The organism is Sebaldella termitidis ATCC 33386 (assembly GCF_000024405.1).
Classification (GTDB): Bacteria; Fusobacteriota; Fusobacteriia; order Fusobacteriales; family Leptotrichiaceae; genus Sebaldella; species Sebaldella termitidis.
Genome location: NC_013517.1, coordinates 2,542,984 through 2,562,698, shown reverse-complemented (window position 1 = coordinate 2,562,698; position 19,715 = coordinate 2,542,984). Strand labels below are relative to the sequence as shown.

The window sequence follows — 19,715 nt, the reverse complement described above, 5'->3', positions numbered from 1 at the left end:
TTTTGGAATTTGTACATAAATTACTGTAACATTTTTTTTATTTGAAGATAAGAATTCAGGCAATAAAGCATCAAAATAGAATTACTCTGAATTATAATTTTATTTCATTTTTTTAAAATATAAAAAAATATTGATTTTAATGTTGTAAAATTTTAATTATAAAAATATAGAAGGTCTAAAATGCTAAATACAGATGATAAAAAAATAGATATATTAATGGCAACATATAATGGAGAAAAATATATAAAGGAACAAATTGATTCAATAATCGGTCAGACTTATCAAAATTGGCAACTTATAATAAGAGATGACTGTTCAAACGATCAGACGAGAACGATAATAGATGAGTACTTGAAATTGGATAATAGAATTAGATTGATAGAAGATAATAAAAAAAATTTAGGGTTTGTCAAAAATTTTGAACAGTTATTAAAACATTCTAAGGCTGATTATATAATGTTTGCTGATCAAGATGATTTTTGGGATAAAACAAAAATTGAAAAACTTTATAATGTAATTATTAAAGAAAATAAAGAAATTCCACTATTAGTACATTGCAATTCAAGTGTATGCAATTATAGATTGAAAATAATTAAAAAAAAATTCATTAAATCTATAGAAAATAAAGCTAATACGTTTTTATTTTCTTTTATTGTACAAGGAGCTTCTATAATTATAAATAACAAAATGAAGGAAATATGTATCCCATTTTTGGATGAGGTTTATCTGCATGACAGATATTTACATCTGTTAGCAGAGCTATTAGGAAAAAGATATTTTTTGGATGAATCCTTAATGTATTATCGCCAGCATAATAATAATCAAATAGGTACTAAATCAAATATAATAAAAAAAATATTAAACAAAAGATATTTTGAAATACGGGATAGAAATTTATTGTATAAACTATATTTAAAATATGGAGATGAGATTGAAAAAGAAAAAAAGAAATTATTAGAAACATATTTTCTTATTACAAATACTAAAAAAAGCAGGTTTATCAGATTTTATTTGTTACATAAGAATAATATATATATGAATATAAAAAAACAGATTTTTTTAATGTTTAAAGGATAAATGTCAAAATAAAAATTGATAAAGGAATTTTAAAAAATAAATTAGGATATTTTTATAAATATTCAATAATTTGGTAAAGACAAAAATTAGATTATAAAATTAAAATATTAAACTCAAATAGACTTAATAAATTTATGCATGATCATTTTTTGGCTTTATTTTTTTATTACATTATAAATATATATTATGAAGTTGTAATAATATTATTTGAAAACTTTAAGAAAGGTGATGGAATGAAGAAAATTATCATATTACTATGTTCAATTGTTTTATTGGTTTCTTGTGATTTAAGTAGAGAATTATCAACAGCAGCAGAATTAAATATTTTAAGTTATAAAGAAGAGGAGAAACTAGAGAAAACTAATATTATTACAATTTATGGCGGTGAATCAAAAGAAGAGTATAATATAAAACTACCAAAACAAAATAATAAGTTTGTTTTAGTAGATATATCAGTAAATACAGGCAGTAAAGAAAAAATAAAAATTAAGGATTTTAAATTAAGAACAAACGAAAAGGAATTTTTGGCACTAGAAAATATAGCATTTCTTTCAGTATATGGGTATAAACCTTTTTTTGGTTCAGAAAATGGTTTAGGTGACGGAACGCTTATTTTTGAAATTGATAAAGATATAAAGCTAGATCCTCAAAGTACACAGCTTGTTTATAAAGGTCATGCCCAAACTTTTGAGGAGATAAAGGAAGTAATCTATGAAGATAATTTCTTTGATTTAGCTAATACAAATATAGAATACGAAGAAAGTTTTACAAATGAAACAAAAATAAAAGAATATAGAAATAAACATTATGACATTGAAAGTCCTTTAATACTATTGGATCCGTATAATTTTGCGCCGTTAACAGCACTGGTAATGTTTGATACAGGAGAAGATACTAAAATAGAGATATTCATTGAAGGGAAAGATGGACCAACATCAGTAAGATATGATTTTAAAAAATATAAAAAACACCATGAGATTCCTGTTTATGGTCTTTACGCTGGGAAAAATAATAAGGTGATTTTGTATTTAGAAGATAAATCCGGAAAAAAGTTAACAAAAGAGATTTACATTCAAACAGAAGAATTACCAGAAAATTTTTATACTATAAATTTAGTTCAGTCAAAACCTGAAAAAATGGAGCCGGGATTTACATTTCTATCTACAGTGGGAAAACATAATAATTCAATTATAGATAGTAATGGAGATATAAGATGGTATACTAATTATAAATCAAATTTGATATTTAAAAGACTTAGAAATGGAAATATAATTATGAATTCAGAAGTGAAAAATAAATTTTTAGAATTAGATTTATTAGGAAAGATATATAACATTTATTCAATCGCATCAGAAAATATCCATCATGATATTTTGGAAATGGAAAATGGAAATTTCCTTATAACAACTCTGGATGAAAATGGATCTGAAGACTCGTTAATAGAATTATCACGAAATAGTGGAAAAATTATAAAAAAGATAGATTTAAAAACTGTATTAGATCAGAATAGATATATAAATAAAAAACTTTTTAAACAAGATTTTTTTGGTGCAAGTTTTGATGATTGGTTTCACTTAAATGCAATATATGAGCATAAAGATGGTATAACTCTTTCGGGAAGGCATCAAAGTGCAGTTATTAAAATGAGTTATCCAGAATTAGAATTAAAATGGATTTTGGGGATACATGACCAATGGAATGACAGTTATAGAAATTATTTATTAACACCAATAGAGACTGAAGGATTTTTTGAGTGGCAATATGGACAGCATTCACAAGAAGAACTTCCAGATTTTGATAATAATGTAGACACTATTGATATTTTACTGTTCGATAACGGAAATGGACGTGGTGTACCAAATATAAAAAATTACAGTCGAGCTGTGCAGTATAGAATAAATGAAAAAGAAATGACTGTAACACAAATTTGGGAATATGGAAAAGTAAGAGGAAAAGATTTATTTTCAGCTTCTGTAGGAGATGCAAACTATCTTCCTAAAACTGGGAACAGACTTATATCATTTGGTAGTTTGGTAAATGATGTTAATTTTGCTAAAGGGTTAAATTCACCAAGAATTGTAGAAGTAACTTATCCTGATTCTGAAGTAGCATATGAAGTAGAACTTAAATTTAGCGATATGACAAGTGTTTATAGAATAGACAGAATGTTCATATATCCGGAAAATTATGAAACTGAAAACTTACAAGCTGAGGCAAAAGTATATTTAAATAAAGAGGAAATTTTAGAAGAGGATAAAAATAAAAGAATTTTACCTGAGACAGAACATGCCTGCATAGATAAAATATCTTTGGATATTGAAAGTAAGTCATTGTCCATAGATGGATGGGCCTTTTTAGAAGAATATAATTCAGATACTGTTAAAAAATATTTGGTTTTATATAATGAAGATAGAAGTTACAGTGTACAATTAAATAATACTATAAGAGGAGATGTAACAGAAGTTTTTAATAAAGTATTGGGGAATAATAAAAATTATAGCAAGTCAGGTTTTAATGACTGGATATCTTTGACAAATCTACCACCAGGAAAATATAAAGTAGCTGTAAAAGTGGTATATGGAGATATAGAAAAAGAATATAAAACAGATTATTATTTAGCTTTAAACAGTATAGACAATACTAAATTAATAAAAAAGCAAAAAAAAATAGAAGAAAATATAAAAAAAGACTTTGAAAAGAAAGTATACACTCTTGACGATCCTATGATAGTAAAGGATCCATACGGATTATCCCCTTTAACAGCGTTAATATTATTTAAAACAGATTCAAAAATGAATATTGAAATAGAGATTCCAGGTAAAAATAAAGAGGGAACTTTGAAATATAAATTAGAGGGTTATAATAATCTTCATATAATACCAGTATATGGCTTATATCCTGATAAAAAAAATATTGTATTTATTTCAGCTTATGATGAACACGGGAAAAAAATAAGAAAAAAAATAAAGATAAAAACAGATAAAGTGGAAATAGATATGCCCAAAGTAAAAATTTTGAAGAAAGATCAAGAAAAATTAAAAAAAGGATTTTTATTTATTTCATCATTTTCAGGGATGTATGCGATCGATTTAAATGGAGATGTGAGATGGTATATTAAGGATGGTATCGGAGGAACAAGTCCTATTACTCAGCTGGAAAATGACCGCTTTCTGGCAATAAATAATGAGATGACGAGACCACCTTATTATAAAAGCGGTTTTTATGAATTAAATATAATGGGAAAAGTTCATAAAGAATACGATGTAGACGGAGTACATCATGATATTGTTGAATTACCAAACAAAAACTATATTGCTTTAATAAATAATCCAGATGGAGATTTAGAAGATTATATGGTAGAAATTAACAGAGAAACTGGCAGAGTAGTAAAAAGATGGAATATGAAAGAAATTTTTAATATTAAAGAAAAAATTGCAAGACCCGAATATATCAATTATGACTTAATGACAAATAAAGAAAAAGAAAATAAAGTTCTGGAAGAAAAAATAGTAAGTAAATATAAAGAAGACTGGTTTCATCAGAATGCAGTCTGGTATGATAAGGATACAAACTATTTAATCATATCAAGCAGACACCAAAATGCAGTAATAGCAATAGATTATAATAGTTCAGAAGTAAAATGGATATTTGGCGGAGAAAAATATGAATGGAACGAAAAAAGGGATCTGACAAATAAGATATTAAAACCTAATTCTTCAGATTTTGATTATGCATACGGACAACATGGAGTAAAATTGATAGATGGATTATTATATGTATATGATAATGGAAATTTTAGACATGGTATTTCAGAAGAAACGAACTATTCAAGAGGGGTTATCTTCAGAATTGATGAATCTGACATGAAAGTAAGTAAAGTCTGGGAATATGGAAAAGAAAACGGGAATAGTACTTTTACTCCTTATATAGGAAATATAGAGGTGCTTGATAATGATTACTATTTAATAAATTTCGGTGGGATAGTAATAGATTCGAATGGTAAAATTACAGGTGATGTATCTAAGGTTTTTTCACCAACTTCAAAAAGTGAAACAGTTATATCAGAAATTAGGAATGGAGAAGAAGTGCTAATCGTAAAGTTATATGATAAGGCATATATATCTAACTCATATAGAGTAAATCATTTTGAATTAAATCCTAAAAATTTAATATGGAATTTTTGAAAATAAAATTATGAGAAAATATATTAGTATGATAAAATAAGGAATATTTTTGAATTAAAGAAGGTGAATAGTTTTGTCAAATTTTAAAATTATAGAAACAGGGATAGCAGATTTAGTAATAATAGAACCACTAGTTTTTGAAGATGAGAGAGGCTTTTTTTTAGAAAGTTATAATAAGAACCATTTTGAAAAGTTAGGTTTAAAAATGGAATTTATTCAGGATAATCATTCAAAATCTAAAAAAGGAGTTTTAAGAGGATTACATTATCAGAGTAAACATTCTCAGGGAAAATTGGTAAGAGTAACAAAGGGGGCGGTTTGGGATGTCGCAGTAGATTTAAGAACAGAAAGTCCTACTTTTGGCAAATGGTATGGTCTTGAATTGAACGAAAAAAACAAAAAAATGTTTTATGTTCCTGAAGGATTTGCACATGGTTTTTTGACATTAGAAGATGAAACAGAATTTCAATATAAATGTACTGATTTTTACTATCCTGAATATGATTCTGGAATTTTTTGGAATGATGATATTTTAAAAATAGAGTGGCCAATTAGTGATTATGGAATATTGATCAATGAATTAGTTATTTCGGATAAAGATAAAAATTTAGAAAAATTTGATTATGAAAAGTACTATTTTTAAAAAGGAGACTGATTATGAAAATATTATTAACAGGATCAAATGGACAATTAGGCTATGATTTTCAGAATCTGTTTGATAAACTGGAAGTGGAATACTATGCAACTGATTATAATGAACTGGATATTACAAATGATAATAAGCTGGAAAAATTTTTTAATGAAAATAAAAACTTTGATATTATAATAAACTGTGCTGCCTATAATGATGTAGATAAAGCAGAAACTGATAAAGAAAAATGTTACCTACTTAATTCTGAAGCTCCGACTAAATTAGCAGAAATATGTAAAAAAACAGGAGCAGTATTTATGACATACTCCACAGATTTTGTCTTTGATGGAGAAAGAAAAAGTCCTTATACAGAAAAAGATACTCCAAATCCGCTGTCAGTGTATGGAAAGTCTAAATACAAGGGTGAGTCAGATGTTTTAAATGCATATGAAAAATCATATGTAATCAGAACTTCATGGGTTTTTGGGATAGCAAATAACAATTTTAACAAACAGGTTATAAACTGGAGCAAAGCTAAAAACAAATTAAATATTGTAGATGATCAAGTTTCTGTTCCTACTTACTCAAAAGATTTAGCAGAATTTTCTTGGGAGCTAATTAAAACTGGTAAATTTGGATTATATCATATAAGTAATTCTGGTGAATGCAGTAAATTTGAGCAAGCTAAGTATGTTTTGGAAAAAATAGGGTGGAATGGTAAATTGGAGACTGCTAAAACAAAGGATTTTAAGCTACCGGCTGCAAGAGCAGAATATACAAAACTCTCATCTGAAAAAACCGAAAAATTGCTAGGGAAAAAAATTCCAGATTGGAAAGATGCAATAGATAGATTTTTACAAGAGATGAAAGAAAAGGGAGAATTATAATGAAAACTTATCTAATAACGGGAGCAGCAGGTTTTATAGGTTCAAACTATTTAAAATATGTGCTTAGACTATATAAGAATATAAAAGTAATAGTTCTGGATGAACTGACATATGCAGGAAATTTAGGTACTATAAAAGAAAATATTCAAGATAAAAGAGTAAATTTTGAAAAAGGAAATATTAAAGATCCGGTTCTGGTGAAAGAGCTAATAAGTAAATATAATATTGATTATATAGTGAATTTTGCAGCTGAATCACATGTGGACAGATCAATAGAGAATCCACAGATATTTTTGGAAACTAATATTCTTGGAACCCAGAATTTGATGGAATGTGCTAAGGCAGCATGGAGAACAGGAGAAGATAAAAACGGCTATCCGATATATAAAGAAGGAGTAAAGTTTTTACAGATATCTACTGATGAAGTTTATGGTTCACTGGCAAAAGATTTTGAAGAACCGCAAAATCTGGAAATACCATCTGAAATTGCAGGAAAAATAGCTTCTGACAGAAAATTGCAAACATATGGAAAAGAGTTTTTTACAGAGAAAACTTCTTTAGATCCGAGAAGCCCGTATTCTGCATCTAAAGCAGGAGCTGATTTTATAGTATTAGCTTATGCTGAAACATATAAAATGCCTGTAAATATAACAAGATGCTCAAATAATTACGGTCCTTTTCATTTTCCGGAAAAATTAATTCCCCTGATGATAAAAAATGTTCTTGAAGGAAAAGCCTTACCAGTATATGGGGACGGAAAAAATGTAAGAGACTGGCTGTATGTAGAAGATCATTGTAAAGCCATAGACATTGTCCTTAGAAATGGGAAAGCAGGAGAAATTTATAATGTAGGCGGTTTTAATGAAGAACAGAATATAAGAATAGTGAAATTAGTTATTGATATCATAAAAGAGCTTACTGGGAAGAATGCAGAATATAAAAATATATTGAAAACAAAATGGGAAAATATAAATTATAATTTAATCACTTATGTTCAGGATAGACTAGGTCATGACAGAAGATATGCCATTGATCCAACTAAAATAGTGAATGAACTTGGATGGTATCCTGAAACAAAATTTGAAGATGGCATAAGAAAGACAATAATCTGGTATCTTGATAATCAAAAATGGGTAGAGGAAGTAATATCAGGAGATTATCAAAAATATTATGAGAAAATGTATGAAAATAAATAATAAAAGAGAATGGAAATTCTCTTTTTTAGTATAAAATTATGATAAAAAGAAATATTTATGCTATAATGCTTACAGATATCTTTTATATGAATAAAGAGTTAAACATATATAGAAAAATAATCTAGGAGGAACAAATGAAAAAAATAAGAAAAGCAGTAATTCCGGCAGCAGGATTAGGAACAAGAGTATTGCCGGCGACAAAAGCCCAGCCTAAGGAAATGCTGGTAATTGTGGATAAACCTGCTCTTCAGTATTTAGTGGAAGAACTTGTTGATTCCGGAATAGAAGAAATATTAATAGTGACTGGCAGAAATAAGACTTCAATAGAAAATCATTTTGATTATTCATATGAACTGGAAAAAACACTGGAAGAGACGGGAAAACAGGATTTTTTAAAAATGGTTCAAAGAATATCAAACATGGCCAACATCTATTACGTTAGACAAAAACAGCCTTTAGGTCTGGGACATGCAATAGGCTGTGCAGAGAGCTTCATTGGAGATGAGCCGTTTGTGGTGGTATTAGGAGATGATATTATTCACAATCCTATTTATCCAGCTACTAAACAGCTGGTGGATAAGCATAAGGAACTGGGAAAAGGTAATATATTAGGGGTTCAGGAAGTGCCTGAAACAGAAGTAAATAAATATGGTATTGTTGATCCTTTGAAAAAGATAGATGACAGAACTGTGGAAGTAAAAGGATTTATAGAAAAACCTGATATAAATGAAGCGCCAAGCAGACTTGCAGCTTTGGGAAGATATGTTTTGGAACCTGAAATATTCAAGTACCTGAAAGAAACAAAGCCGGGAAAAGGCGGGGAAATTCAATTAACTGATGCTATTTTTAAAATGAAAAACGACGGTCATAAATTATATGCGTATGATTATGAGGGGATAAGATATGATACCGGAGATAAATTCGGTATGTTTAAAGCAACTGTAGAAATGGCTTTAAGACATGATGAATTAAAAGAAATGGTTTCTGATTATCTTAAAAAAATTAATATTGACGAAATAAAATAAAGAAAAATCATTCAAAATAAATATATTATAATATTTATTAAGAATGATTTTTTTCTATAAAATTAAACTAGACACTTTAAGTGTCTAGTCTGAATAAAAAACTATTATTATTTTCTCTAGCAACCACATTATATAATCTAAAACTTATAGAAATCTTTCAATTATCTTTTTTTAATCTTTCAAATTAATTGAAATAAAATTAAAGAATATGTATTGGGACATATTTAGATGTGGTTTAAATATTTGCATATATTCAAATGATGAGTCTGTTTAACAACTGTAAGCAGAGCTAAACAGAAAGATATTACTTAATACTTATATGAAAATCAAGTAATATTTGACTAAAAAAAGAAAGGAAAAATAACTATCTGGTTATATGAAAAAACAAAGCTTTAAAATAAACTTATAACATAAATAAAACAAAAAATATTATATTGTTTTTTTGTTATTTACTGTTTAAAAAATAATATAAAATACAGAGAATATGAAGTGTATACACTAATGGCAATATGTGATATAATAAACAATATTTATAAAAACAAAGAAAATTCATAAATAATGAAATAAAGGAGAACACATGTTTATAGATGAAAGTATAATATACCTGAAATCCGGTGACGGAGGAGACGGAGCTGCCACATTCAGGCGGGAAAAATTCGTTCAGTTTGGCGGACCGAACGGCGGCGACGGAGGAAAAGGCGGAAATATAGTTTTTGAAACAGATTCAAATATAAATACACTCGTAGACTTCAAATACAGCAAAAAATTTGTTGCTTCAAATGGTGAAAACGGCAGAAAAAACAGAGCTGCCGGTAAATCCGGGGAAGATCTTATAATAAAAGTACCCGTGGGAACTATGATAAGAGATATAGAAACTAATAAGCTTCTTCTAGACTTAAATGAAGAAAATATGAAGGCAGTTTTCTTAAAAGGAGGAGACGGGGGAAGAGGAAATGTGCATTTTAAATCCTCTATAAGAAAGGCGCCTAAGCTGGCAGAAAGCGGAAGAGAGGGACTGGAGCTTAAAGTAAAGCTGGAATTGAAGCTTCTTGCAGATGCAGCACTGGTGGGATATCCGAGTGTAGGAAAATCAAGCTTTATAAATAAAGTATCTTCAGCAGGGTCAAAAGTAGCGAGTTATCATTTTACCACATTAAAACCGAAGCTTGGCGTGGTTCGGCTTGGAGATGAAAAAAGCTTTGTGGTAGCGGATATTCCCGGATTGATAGAAGGAGCACATACTGGAACAGGTCTTGGCGACAGATTTTTGAGACATATAGAGAGATGTAAGGTTATTTTGCATATAGTAGATATTTCTGGTATGGACGGGCGTGATCCTAAGGATGATTTCGTAAAAATAAATAAAGAGCTTGAAAATTACAGTGAGAAGCTTTCGAAAAAAAAGCAGATAGTTATAGCCAATAAAATAGATATGCTTTTTGATGATGAAAAATATAATGAGTTTGAAGAATTTGTGAAGTCTATGGGTTACGAGAAAGTTTTTCCGGTATCTGTTCTGGCAGGTGAAGGAATTAAGGATGTAATTAATGAGGCCTGGAAGCTGATCCAGCAAATTCCGAGGGAAGAGCTTGAGGAAGAACATTCACTTGAAGAAATACTGCCTGAAATAATAAACAGAAAATCTGACTGGATTATAACAGAAATAGACGAGGGTATATTTGAAGTAGAGGGGCAGATAGTGGATAATGTTCTGAAAAAATATGTATTTAATGGTGATGAAGGTGTAGTAAATTTCCTTCATATGATGAGATCTCTGGGAATGGAAGAGAAGCTTGAAAAAGCAGGAGCTAAAAATGGGGACACTATTGTAATTGCAACACATGAATTTGAATACATTGTATAAAAGGGAGAAGAATGAAAGGATTAGTAATAGCTGGACCAACAGGTGTGGGGAAAACCGATCTTTCCCTAAGGCTTGCCGAAAAGCTAAAAACAGAAATTATATCTGCAGATTCAATGCAGATATATAAGGGTATGGATATAGGGACGGCAAAAATAAAACCGGAAGAAACAAATGGTATAAAGCACTATATTATAGATATAGTGTTTCCTGACGAAGATTATTCCCTGGGAAATTTTGAAAGAGATGTAAATAAAATATTGTCAGAAAAAGAAAAAAATAGTGAAAATATAATTATTGCAGGCGGGACAGGACTTTATATAAATGCAGTGACAGACGGTATATCAGAGCTTCCTGAAAAAGATGAAAACCTGCGGAAAATCTTTTCGGAAAAAACTCTGGAAGAATTGCAGAAAGAGCTTTATGCTTTGGATCCTGAGTCTTATAATGAGATTGACATAAAAAATAAAGTCAGGGTTGTGCGTGCTTTAGAAGTTTGTATTTTGAGCGGAAAAAAGTTTAGCGTTTTGAAAAATAAAAATATAAAGAGAAATAATTTCAATTTTCTGAAAGTTCTGCTTTTAAGGGACAGACAGGAATTATATGACAGAATTGACAGAAGAGTTGATTTTATGATGCAGGAGGGGCTTTTAGAGGAAGCAGAAGAGATATACGGCAAATACAGCAGCTCTCTTCATAAAATAAGTGCAATAGGATACAAGGAATTATTTTCTTATTTTGACGGGGAGCTGTCGCTTGATGAAGCTGTGGACAAAATAAAAATGGAGTCAAGGAGATATGCCAAGAGACAGATGACATGGTTTCGCAAAGAGAAGGACTACTGTATTTATAATCTGAGTCTCCAGAGTGAGACGGAAATATTTGAAGATATTTTGGAAAAGTGGGAGAGTCATAGAAAATAAGAGGTATTATGAAAAAAGTATTTTTAGTTATGATATTATTTGGAGTATTTGTATTTGGAAATAATAGAGAAAAGAGCAGCTTTGAGATTATAAAAGACCGCATTTTGGAACACTATAAAGAACAAAAGTTTATAAATAACTATATTTTTGGGAAACTTACTGAAGGTGGAATAGAAACTTTTAATGGATATAATATTGATTCGGATGATGTTTATATTTTTTCTTATGGAAAAGATGAAAATCCGTATACAGGGAGATTTTATAACAGAATTGAAAATGGTGAGATGAAAGATGGAAAATTAACTGGTAAATATATAAAAACTTTTATGGATAACTGGATTATTACAAGAAATTATGAAAATGGTATAGTAGTAGAAATAAAAAAAGAAAAAGAATTGAAGATACTTAGATCAAAAGATGCTATGATACTTGAAAATGAATTTGACTGTATAGTTTTTATTTATCCTGATTTTACCTATAAATTTGAAAATAAGAAGTTAAATGGTAAAGTTAAGGGAAAAAAATGTTCCTTTGAACTAAAAGAAGGAAAGCTACATGGGAAATATCTTTCATATTATGAAAATAGTGATTTAAAACATTTTGAGTTAAATTATGAAGAAGGAAAGCGACACGGCTCTGTTATTAACTGGGATAAAAACGGGAATGTAATATATGAAAATACATTCGATAATGGTAACGGAGAGTTAAAGCTCATATATGACGATATGATAATTTATGGGAATTATAAAGAAAATAAACTGCATGGAAAAGCTTACACAGACTTTATAGAAAAATCTGATTTTAAGTATGACGAATATTACTTTTACGGTGTAAGGATATTGAAAGAAGAAGATTTTGAATATTTGAATAAACTGGAGCAAAGCAGAAAGATGGAAAAGATTCCAGAATATTTGAAAAAATATGGTCAAAGAAATACTTTAGAAATAATGGATATATTATTATCAGATTAATGATAAAAAAGGAGCCCAAATGAAACACAATAAAGTATTATTTCTGATATTTCATGTGTTTGTAATAATGTTTGTCCTGATACTGACAAATATTTTTACAGCCGGCGAAAATTCGGACAGCATGAAATTTTTGGAGGCAGTATTGCTTGTATTATACATATATACAATATTAACAGCAAAAATGTATTTAGACTGGCTGAATTCGTATATGATTTTTTTGTACACACTCTTTTTATTTAATTTTACCAGAGTGTTTCTTGATATAATCGGATATAGAACTTTTGGATGGGCGACTAAATTTGCAAACTATTATTTTTATTACAGTATAAGAAATGAGATTCTGGAGGTCTTCATACTGATACTTCTTTTTACTCATTTAGGATTTGCCGTATCAATATTAAATGAAAAAGAACTGCATTTAGGGGTAAAATTGGAAACAAGACCATTTTTTACACAAACAGGAATTATTTTATTTTTGATAAGTCTGCCCGGTATATTAGCTAAAATGCTGATACAGCTGAGACTGATTCTTCGGGTAGGGTATGAGGCATATTATACCGGAGTACTGAAAAATATAGATTATCCTGCATTCACCAAAGGGTCGGGAACTATTATGACAATAGGTTTCCTGATTTTTCTGATATCAATACCGTCAAAAAAGAAGTTTATTTCAATAGGTTCTTTATACCTTCTGGTAAAGCTTATAGATTCAATGAAAGGTGCCAGATCTGTATTCCTGACCCAGCTTTTATTCATAATGTGGTATTATTACAAAGTATACGGTACAAAAATAAAATTCGGAACTGTAATAAAGCTCGGGGTTTTTACCATGGTATTTTCCCAGATTTTGGTGTCTGTAAGAAGTAAAAAGGTATTTTCACTTGATTTGATAAATGGAATATTTGATTTTTTACATTCTCAGGGTGTAAGCTATCTGGTTTTGGGTTATCTTATACAATTTAAGGACTATATTCACGAAAGTAAAACATATCCGTATATTTTACAGGGACTTTTTGGATTTGCACCGCAGTCTGCGGAAACTTTGAATACGACGAATTCTCTTGCAGACAGACTTACTTACTATCTGAATCCCGGAGCATACCTCAGGGGTGAAGGGATAGGTTCCAATTATATAGCGGAATTTTATGATCTGGGATATGTATGGCTGATAATAGGATCAATATTATTAGGATATATAATTATAAAATATGAAAAGTATGTTACTAAAAGCCGATGTATGCTCTTAGTATCCGCATATTTTATACCAAATCTTTTTTATATACCAAGAGGATCATTTTTTGGAAGCGGATTGATAAAGGGAATGACATTTTATACAGTACTCTATATAACAGTTCAGATATTGGAAAATATGTATTTTAGAATAAAAGGAGCTTATAATGATAGAAAAGAAGATCTATTACATTTGGATGGGTGATAAAGAAAAGCCTGAGATTTTTCATAAATGTTACAATTCGTGGAAGAAAAACTTACCGGAATATGATATAATAGAGATAAATGAATCTAATTTTAATTTAAGTAAATATATAAATGAAAACAGATTTTTCAGAACCTGTTATGAAAAAAAGCTCTGGGCATATATATCTGATTATGTGAGAGTACTTCACCTGTATGAGCATGGCGGAATATATATGGATATAGACATGGAAATAATAAAAAACATAGACGGGTTACTGAAAAATAAATTTTTTATAGGATATGAAGATGAAAAAAATGTAAGTGTGGGGATATTTGGTACTGTAAAAGGACATATTTTTCTGAAGAAGGTAATAGAGTTTTATGATAATGAAATATGGGAAAAGCCTTTGTGGACAATACCAAAGATATTTACTTATATCCTTGAAAGAGATTTCGGACTGAAAGCCGGAGGCAGATATATTGAAAACGAAGATATGAAATTATACCCGAAAGAATATTTTTATCCTTATCATTTCAGCGAAACATATACAGATGAATGTATAACTGAAAATACATATGGAATACACTGGTGGAATGACAGCTGGAACAGCATGAAGGTTAGTATGTTCATGGAAACAAAGCATCTGCACGGCATAAAAAAAGGGGTTAAGCTAATAAAAATCTTTCTTAGATATACTTTGAAAAAGAGGTAACTTTAATGAAAAAAATAATTACAGTATTGTTTTTCTTAACATACATCCTGGAGGCAAAAAATTTGAAAATAATGACATATAATATATATGGCGGCAGACTGGCCAACGGAACTACCATAGGAAGAAACATAAAAAAGTTTGATCCGGATTTTATTTCTTTGCAGGAAGTGGACTATTACACCAAAAGAAGTAACTTTAATGATATTGTAAAGGATATAGCACAAGAACTGAATTACAGCTATTATTACTTTAAAAAATCAAGAGATTATGATTCCGGCGAGTTTGGAATAGGTTTCGTGTCAAGATATCCCATAGAGAAGATTTTTGAATATGAGCTTCCTTCAATAGGAGCGGAAAAACGTCAGGTAATTGCTGCACAGATAGATGAGAAGATTTTTTCTAAAAAAGTACTTATAATAGATACACATCTAGATTATAATCCTAATATAAAGCCTAAAGAAATGGAAGCATTACTAAATATCACGGCAGAATTTCCCGGTGATGTAAAGTTTTTGACAGGCGACTTTAATCTGCTGCCTACGACGGAATATTACCAGCAGATAATAAAAGAATGGAATGATACATATTTATTTGATGAACCAAGAATAGATTATATTTTTGGAGATAAGACAAATAACTGGAATCTGAGAAGCAGTAAGTTCATAAAGGATGAATATCTGGACTGGAGCACTTTAAGCGATCATTTTCCATATATGATAAATGTAGACATAAAATAGGAGGTTTTTAATTTGAAGATATCTTTAATAATGCCTACAATCAACAGACGTAATGAGCTGATAATATTTTTACAAAGCCTTGAAAGCCAGACTTACAAGAATTTTGAGTTAATTGTACTGGATCAGAATGCAGGAGATTTTATAACCGAGATAATAGAAGGATTTCAGAAGCATCTGGATATAAAGTACATAAAGAGCAGCGAATGGGGGCTTAGTCTGAACAGAAACGAAGGACTTATAATAGCAGACGGTGATATTATAGCTTTTCCGGATGATGATTGTGAATATCCGGAAGATATTCTGGAAAAGGTAGTTAAGTTTTTTGAGGAGAATAAAGAATACAAAATTTTTTCCTGCAGAACTTTGGAGCGGGGAAAAGATTACGGAACAGGAGTAATGGCAACAGAAGAAGCGGAAATAACTTACAGTAACGTAGAAGAAACTGTAAAATCCATAACTTTTTTTGTAAACTATAAGCTGGAAGATCTGATATTATTTGATGCAGATCTCGGAGTAGGGGCATATTTCGGCAGCGGCGAGGAAACAGACTATGTATTGGAGCTGCTTCATAAAGGTTTTCGGGGAAGATATTTTCCTGATGAAATAATATACCACCCTGCTAAAAAAGGGAACTATGATGATGTAGAGAGAGCATACAGATATGCTTTGGGTTACGGAGCCCTTGTAAAAAAAGAAGTAAAGCTCAGAAAAAATAAGAAATATTTCTCAAAATATTTGAAAAAAATGATAAGAAGTATCGGGGGTATGATTATCTCAAAAGAGAGAAGATATTATTATCATGTATTTAAGGGTAGAATGAGAGGGTATAAGGAATATAAGATCGGAGAGAGAAAATGAAGAAAATGATATTTTTGCTGAATATGATAATAGCTTTTTTTCTCTATCCTATTTTAAAATACAGATTTAAAGGACGAAATATATGGCTTACCGGGGGAAGTGCCGGAGAGCTTTATGTGGACAACGGAAAGGCAATGTTTGAATATCTGAATGAAAAGAAGGATATCGAGACATACTGGGTTATTAACAAAAATTCTTCTGCGCGAAAGCAGGTAAACGGAAAAATGCTGGACAGGGGCAGTATAAAATCATATCTTTATTTTATGAATTCAAAAGCAGTATTATTTTCACATTCAATATCTGCCGATATAGTACCGTACTTATTTGCAGTACCTTTGATAAACAGATTTCACTATAAAACAGTAAAAGTATTTTTGAATCACGGAACAGTGGCTCTGAAAAAAAGACAGCCGATGAATCCCAAACTGGAAAAAATGGTGGAACGTCTTATCACATCATATGATATTAATACAGCAGATGCTGAATATGAAAAAAATATAAAACATGAAGGCTGGAAAATAGATAACAGTAAAATTTTTATTATAGGCAGTCCAAGATATGACACACTTGATAATAAAAGTGAAGGCAATAAAATATTTTTTATGCCTACATGGAGACCCTGGGTAAAAAATGACAAAGCTTCGATAGAAGAAACAGATTATTTTCAAAATATAACAGGATTAATAAAAAATAAAGAACTGCAGGATTTTTTGAAAGAAAATAATATTGTTATGAATATATACATACATCAGCTGCTGCATGAGCATTTAGGAAGTTTTAGCAGCGGGATAAGCGGGGAAAATATCGTACTTCTGCCAAAAGAAGCTGATATACAGAATGAAATAACTGCAGGAAGTATGCTGATAACGGATTATTCAAGTATGGCATTTGATTTTTACTATCTGAATAAGCCTGTGTTATTCTTTCAGTTTGACAGGGAAAAATACGAGAAGCTACTGGGTTCTTATATCAGTCTTGAAAAGGATTTATTCGGAGAAGCGGTTTTCACTATAGAAGATTGTGTAGCGAAAATAAAAGAGATGTATTCTGATAATTTTCAAATTTCTGATAAGTACAGACAGTTAAGAAGCAGGTATTTTAAATATACAGACAAGAATAACAGGGAAAGACTGTATAAGATTATAAAAGAGGAAGTGGTCAGAAATAGATAAGGTGTCAATAATAACCCCGCTGTATAACGGGGAAGAATTCATAAAAGATGCTGTGGAGTCTGTTTTGGCACAGACATATGAAAACTGGGAGCTGCTTGTAATAGATGACGGCTCGGCGGATAACGGCTATAATATAGTAAAAGAATATTCCGATAAAGATAAACGGATAAAGCTTTTGAAAAATGAAAAAAATTCCGGTGTAACCAAAACAAGAAACAAAGGTATAGAAAGCTCGGAAGGAAGATATATAGCATTTTTAGACAGTGATGATATGTGGCAGAAAGAAAAGCTGGAAAGACAGATAAATTTTATGAAAGCACATGATGCTGCAATTTCCTGTACTGCATATGCAAGGGTTGACCGTGAAGGTAATGAAAAGAAAATAATACATGTGAAAGAAGAAATAACTTATAATATGCTTTTGAAAACCAATATGATGGGGTGTCTGACAGTAATATACGATACTGAAAAAACCGGAAAAAGATATTTTGCCGAAGCAGAAAAAAGTGAGGACTATATATTATGGCTTTCAATGGTAAGAGATATAAAAAAAGCCTACGGTCTGGATGAAATGCTTGCTTATTACAGAGTCTTAGATAATTCGAGATCAAGCAACAAGCTGAAAGTAGTAAAATTTCAGTGGAAAATATACAGAAAATATGAGAAACTGTCACTTTTTAAAACAATGTACTGTTTTATTTTTTATATTTTGGAAGGAACAAGAAAAAACCTCTGATTTATAAGAAAAAAATTATAAAATATTAATTAATAGGAGAAAAAATGAGTATAAGCGGAGTCAGAAAAAATTTTGCATATTTATTCTTTATACTAAACATAGTGGTTTATTTCTTTTGCCTCATGTTGATAGGGGATAGTCTGGGCGGCAGAAATATCGCCATTTTTATATTTTCAGCGTGTTTATATTATATATTCAATATATACGATATGAGCAGCAGCAGATACAGAAATTCGGATATGTTAATGGCTGTATTTCTGAATGCTTTTTTATTTGTACTTTCTTTATTTGCAAAGCTGTTTACTTTTAATCAGGGAATAATAGTATTCGGTCTTATCTTATTCTTTCAGATGTTATTTAAATATTTGGTTTTAAGTGTTTTTGTGGATAAATTAAAGGTACTTTTTATAGGGGTAAATGATTATCAGGAAGAGCTTATAAAAACTTTGAAGAAGGGTGAGCAGTATCGTTTTCTGGGAGTTCTTGACAATAAACAAGAGAACTTTATAGAAGCGCTGAAATCCGAGTATGGAAGACTAAAGCCTGACATAATCGTTGATTTTACGGATACTCTTTTGAATGATACAAAGCTTGTGGAAATTTTACTTAATTACAAGCTTGAAGGTCTTCAGTTTTATAACTATCTGAATTTTTATGAAAATCTGGAAATGAAGCTTCCCATCAGTGATCTTGATCAAAAATGGTTCCTTGAAAATGACGGTTTTGAAATTTACTATAATAATTTCAATATGAGGGTAAAAAGACTTTTGGATATATTAATGGCTGTGGTAATAGGAACAATATGCCTGCCGTTAATGCTCATAGCGGCAGTAATAGTAAAGCTTGGTTCAAAAGGGCCTGTTTTATTCGTACAGGAACGTATCGGAGAACTGAACAGACCGTTTGATATGTATAAATTCAGATCAATGGCACAGGATGCAGAAAAAGACGGTCCTCAGTGGGCACAGAAAAATGATGCAAGAATAACAAGATTTGGTAAATTTATGAGGCTTACGAGAATAGACGAGCTTCCTCAGCTGTGGAATGTAATAAGGGGAGATATGAGCTTTGTAGGTCCAAGACCTGAAAGAGAGTTTTTTATAAAGCAGCTGGAAAAAGAAATTCCTTACTATAATCTTAGACATACAGTAAAGCCGGGATTGACAGGATGGGCGCAGATAATGTATCAGTATGGTTCTACCATAGATGATTCATATATTAAGCTGCAATATGACCTTTACTATATAAAGCATCATAATATAATATTTGATTTTATGATAATACTAAATACAATAACTACGGTTATTTTAGGGAAAGGAAGATAGAAA

At 30.1% G+C, this 19,715-nt stretch carries 16 protein-coding genes; all 16 read left to right on the top strand.

Annotated features, from left to right (window positions below):
* Window positions 1-180: 180 nt before the first annotated feature.
* The 16 genes from STERM_RS11825 (at window position 181) to STERM_RS11750 (ending at window position 19,712) form a co-directional block, all read left to right on the top strand.
* The gene (locus tag STERM_RS11825; RefSeq protein ID WP_012861852.1) at window positions 181-1,077 is read left to right on the top strand and encodes a glycosyltransferase family 2 protein; all 897 of its coding nucleotides are present in this window, start codon (window positions 181-183) and stop codon (window positions 1,075-1,077) included.
* Window positions 1,078-1,310: 233 nt separating this feature from the next.
* On the top strand, window positions 1,311-5,261 hold the full coding sequence (locus STERM_RS11820; RefSeq protein WP_041309952.1) for an aryl-sulfate sulfotransferase: 3,951 nt from the start codon (window positions 1,311-1,313) through the stop codon (window positions 5,259-5,261).
* Between the two features lie 73 nt (window positions 5,262-5,334).
* Window positions 5,335-5,904 carry a dTDP-4-dehydrorhamnose 3,5-epimerase gene (rfbC, locus tag STERM_RS11815; RefSeq protein WP_012861850.1) on the top strand — a complete coding sequence of 190 codons (570 nt, stop codon included), beginning with the start codon at window positions 5,335-5,337 and terminating at the stop codon, window positions 5,902-5,904.
* A gap of 14 nt (window positions 5,905-5,918) precedes the next feature.
* Window positions 5,919-6,779 carry a dTDP-4-dehydrorhamnose reductase gene (gene rfbD, locus STERM_RS11810; RefSeq protein ID WP_012861849.1) on the top strand — a complete coding sequence of 287 codons (861 nt, stop codon included), beginning with the start codon at window positions 5,919-5,921 and terminating at the stop codon, window positions 6,777-6,779.
* The gene (locus STERM_RS11805) at window positions 6,779-7,975 is read left to right on the top strand and encodes a dTDP-glucose 4,6-dehydratase (protein WP_012861848.1); all 1,197 of its coding nucleotides are present in this window, start codon (window positions 6,779-6,781) and stop codon (window positions 7,973-7,975) included. The genes rfbD and STERM_RS11805 overlap by 1 nt, the downstream gene beginning before the upstream one ends.
* Window positions 7,976-8,109: 134 nt before the next feature.
* Window positions 8,110-9,000 (top strand): UTP--glucose-1-phosphate uridylyltransferase GalU, encoded by an 891-nt coding sequence (galU, locus tag STERM_RS11800; protein WP_012861847.1) that lies wholly within the window; start codon window positions 8,110-8,112, stop codon window positions 8,998-9,000.
* Between the two features lie 577 nt (window positions 9,001-9,577).
* Window positions 9,578-10,864: a GTPase ObgE gene (gene obgE, locus STERM_RS11795; protein ID WP_012861846.1), complete on the top strand. Its 1,287-nt coding sequence runs from the start codon at window positions 9,578-9,580 to the stop codon at window positions 10,862-10,864.
* A gap of 11 nt (window positions 10,865-10,875) precedes the next feature.
* Window positions 10,876-11,784 (top strand): tRNA (adenosine(37)-N6)-dimethylallyltransferase MiaA, encoded by a 909-nt coding sequence (gene miaA, locus STERM_RS11790; protein WP_012861845.1) that lies wholly within the window; start codon window positions 10,876-10,878, stop codon window positions 11,782-11,784.
* An 8-nt stretch (window positions 11,785-11,792) separates the two neighbouring features.
* Complete coding sequence (locus tag STERM_RS11785) at window positions 11,793-12,755, top strand: hypothetical protein (protein ID WP_012861844.1); 963 nt, start codon at window positions 11,793-11,795, stop codon at window positions 12,753-12,755.
* 19 nt (window positions 12,756-12,774) lie between these two features.
* A complete protein-coding gene (locus STERM_RS11780; RefSeq protein WP_012861843.1) occupies window positions 12,775-14,190 on the top strand; it encodes an O-antigen polysaccharide polymerase Wzy family protein in 1,416 nt (471 codons plus the stop codon).
* Window positions 14,153-14,884 carry a glycosyltransferase gene (locus STERM_RS11775; RefSeq protein ID WP_012861842.1) on the top strand — a complete coding sequence of 244 codons (732 nt, stop codon included), beginning with the start codon at window positions 14,153-14,155 and terminating at the stop codon, window positions 14,882-14,884. Before STERM_RS11780 ends, STERM_RS11775 begins: the two co-directional genes overlap by 38 nt.
* 5 nt (window positions 14,885-14,889) lie before the next feature.
* A complete protein-coding gene (locus STERM_RS11770) occupies window positions 14,890-15,621 on the top strand; it encodes an endonuclease/exonuclease/phosphatase family protein (protein ID WP_012861841.1) in 732 nt (243 codons plus the stop codon).
* Between the two features lie 12 nt (window positions 15,622-15,633).
* Window positions 15,634-16,479 (top strand): glycosyltransferase family 2 protein, encoded by an 846-nt coding sequence (locus STERM_RS11765; protein ID WP_012861840.1) that lies wholly within the window; start codon window positions 15,634-15,636, stop codon window positions 16,477-16,479.
* Window positions 16,476-17,651, top strand: coding sequence for a CDP-glycerol--glycerophosphate glycerophosphotransferase (locus tag STERM_RS11760; RefSeq protein WP_012861839.1), 1,176 nt, complete (start codon window positions 16,476-16,478; stop codon window positions 17,649-17,651). The genes STERM_RS11765 and STERM_RS11760 overlap by 4 nt, the downstream gene beginning before the upstream one ends.
* Before the next feature lies 1 nt (window position 17,652).
* A complete protein-coding gene (locus STERM_RS11755) occupies window positions 17,653-18,387 on the top strand; it encodes a glycosyltransferase family 2 protein (RefSeq protein ID WP_012861838.1) in 735 nt (244 codons plus the stop codon).
* Between the two features lie 44 nt (window positions 18,388-18,431).
* Window positions 18,432-19,712 carry a sugar transferase gene (locus STERM_RS11750; protein WP_012861837.1) on the top strand — a complete coding sequence of 427 codons (1,281 nt, stop codon included), beginning with the start codon at window positions 18,432-18,434 and terminating at the stop codon, window positions 19,710-19,712.
* Window positions 19,713-19,715 lie beyond the last annotated feature (3 nt).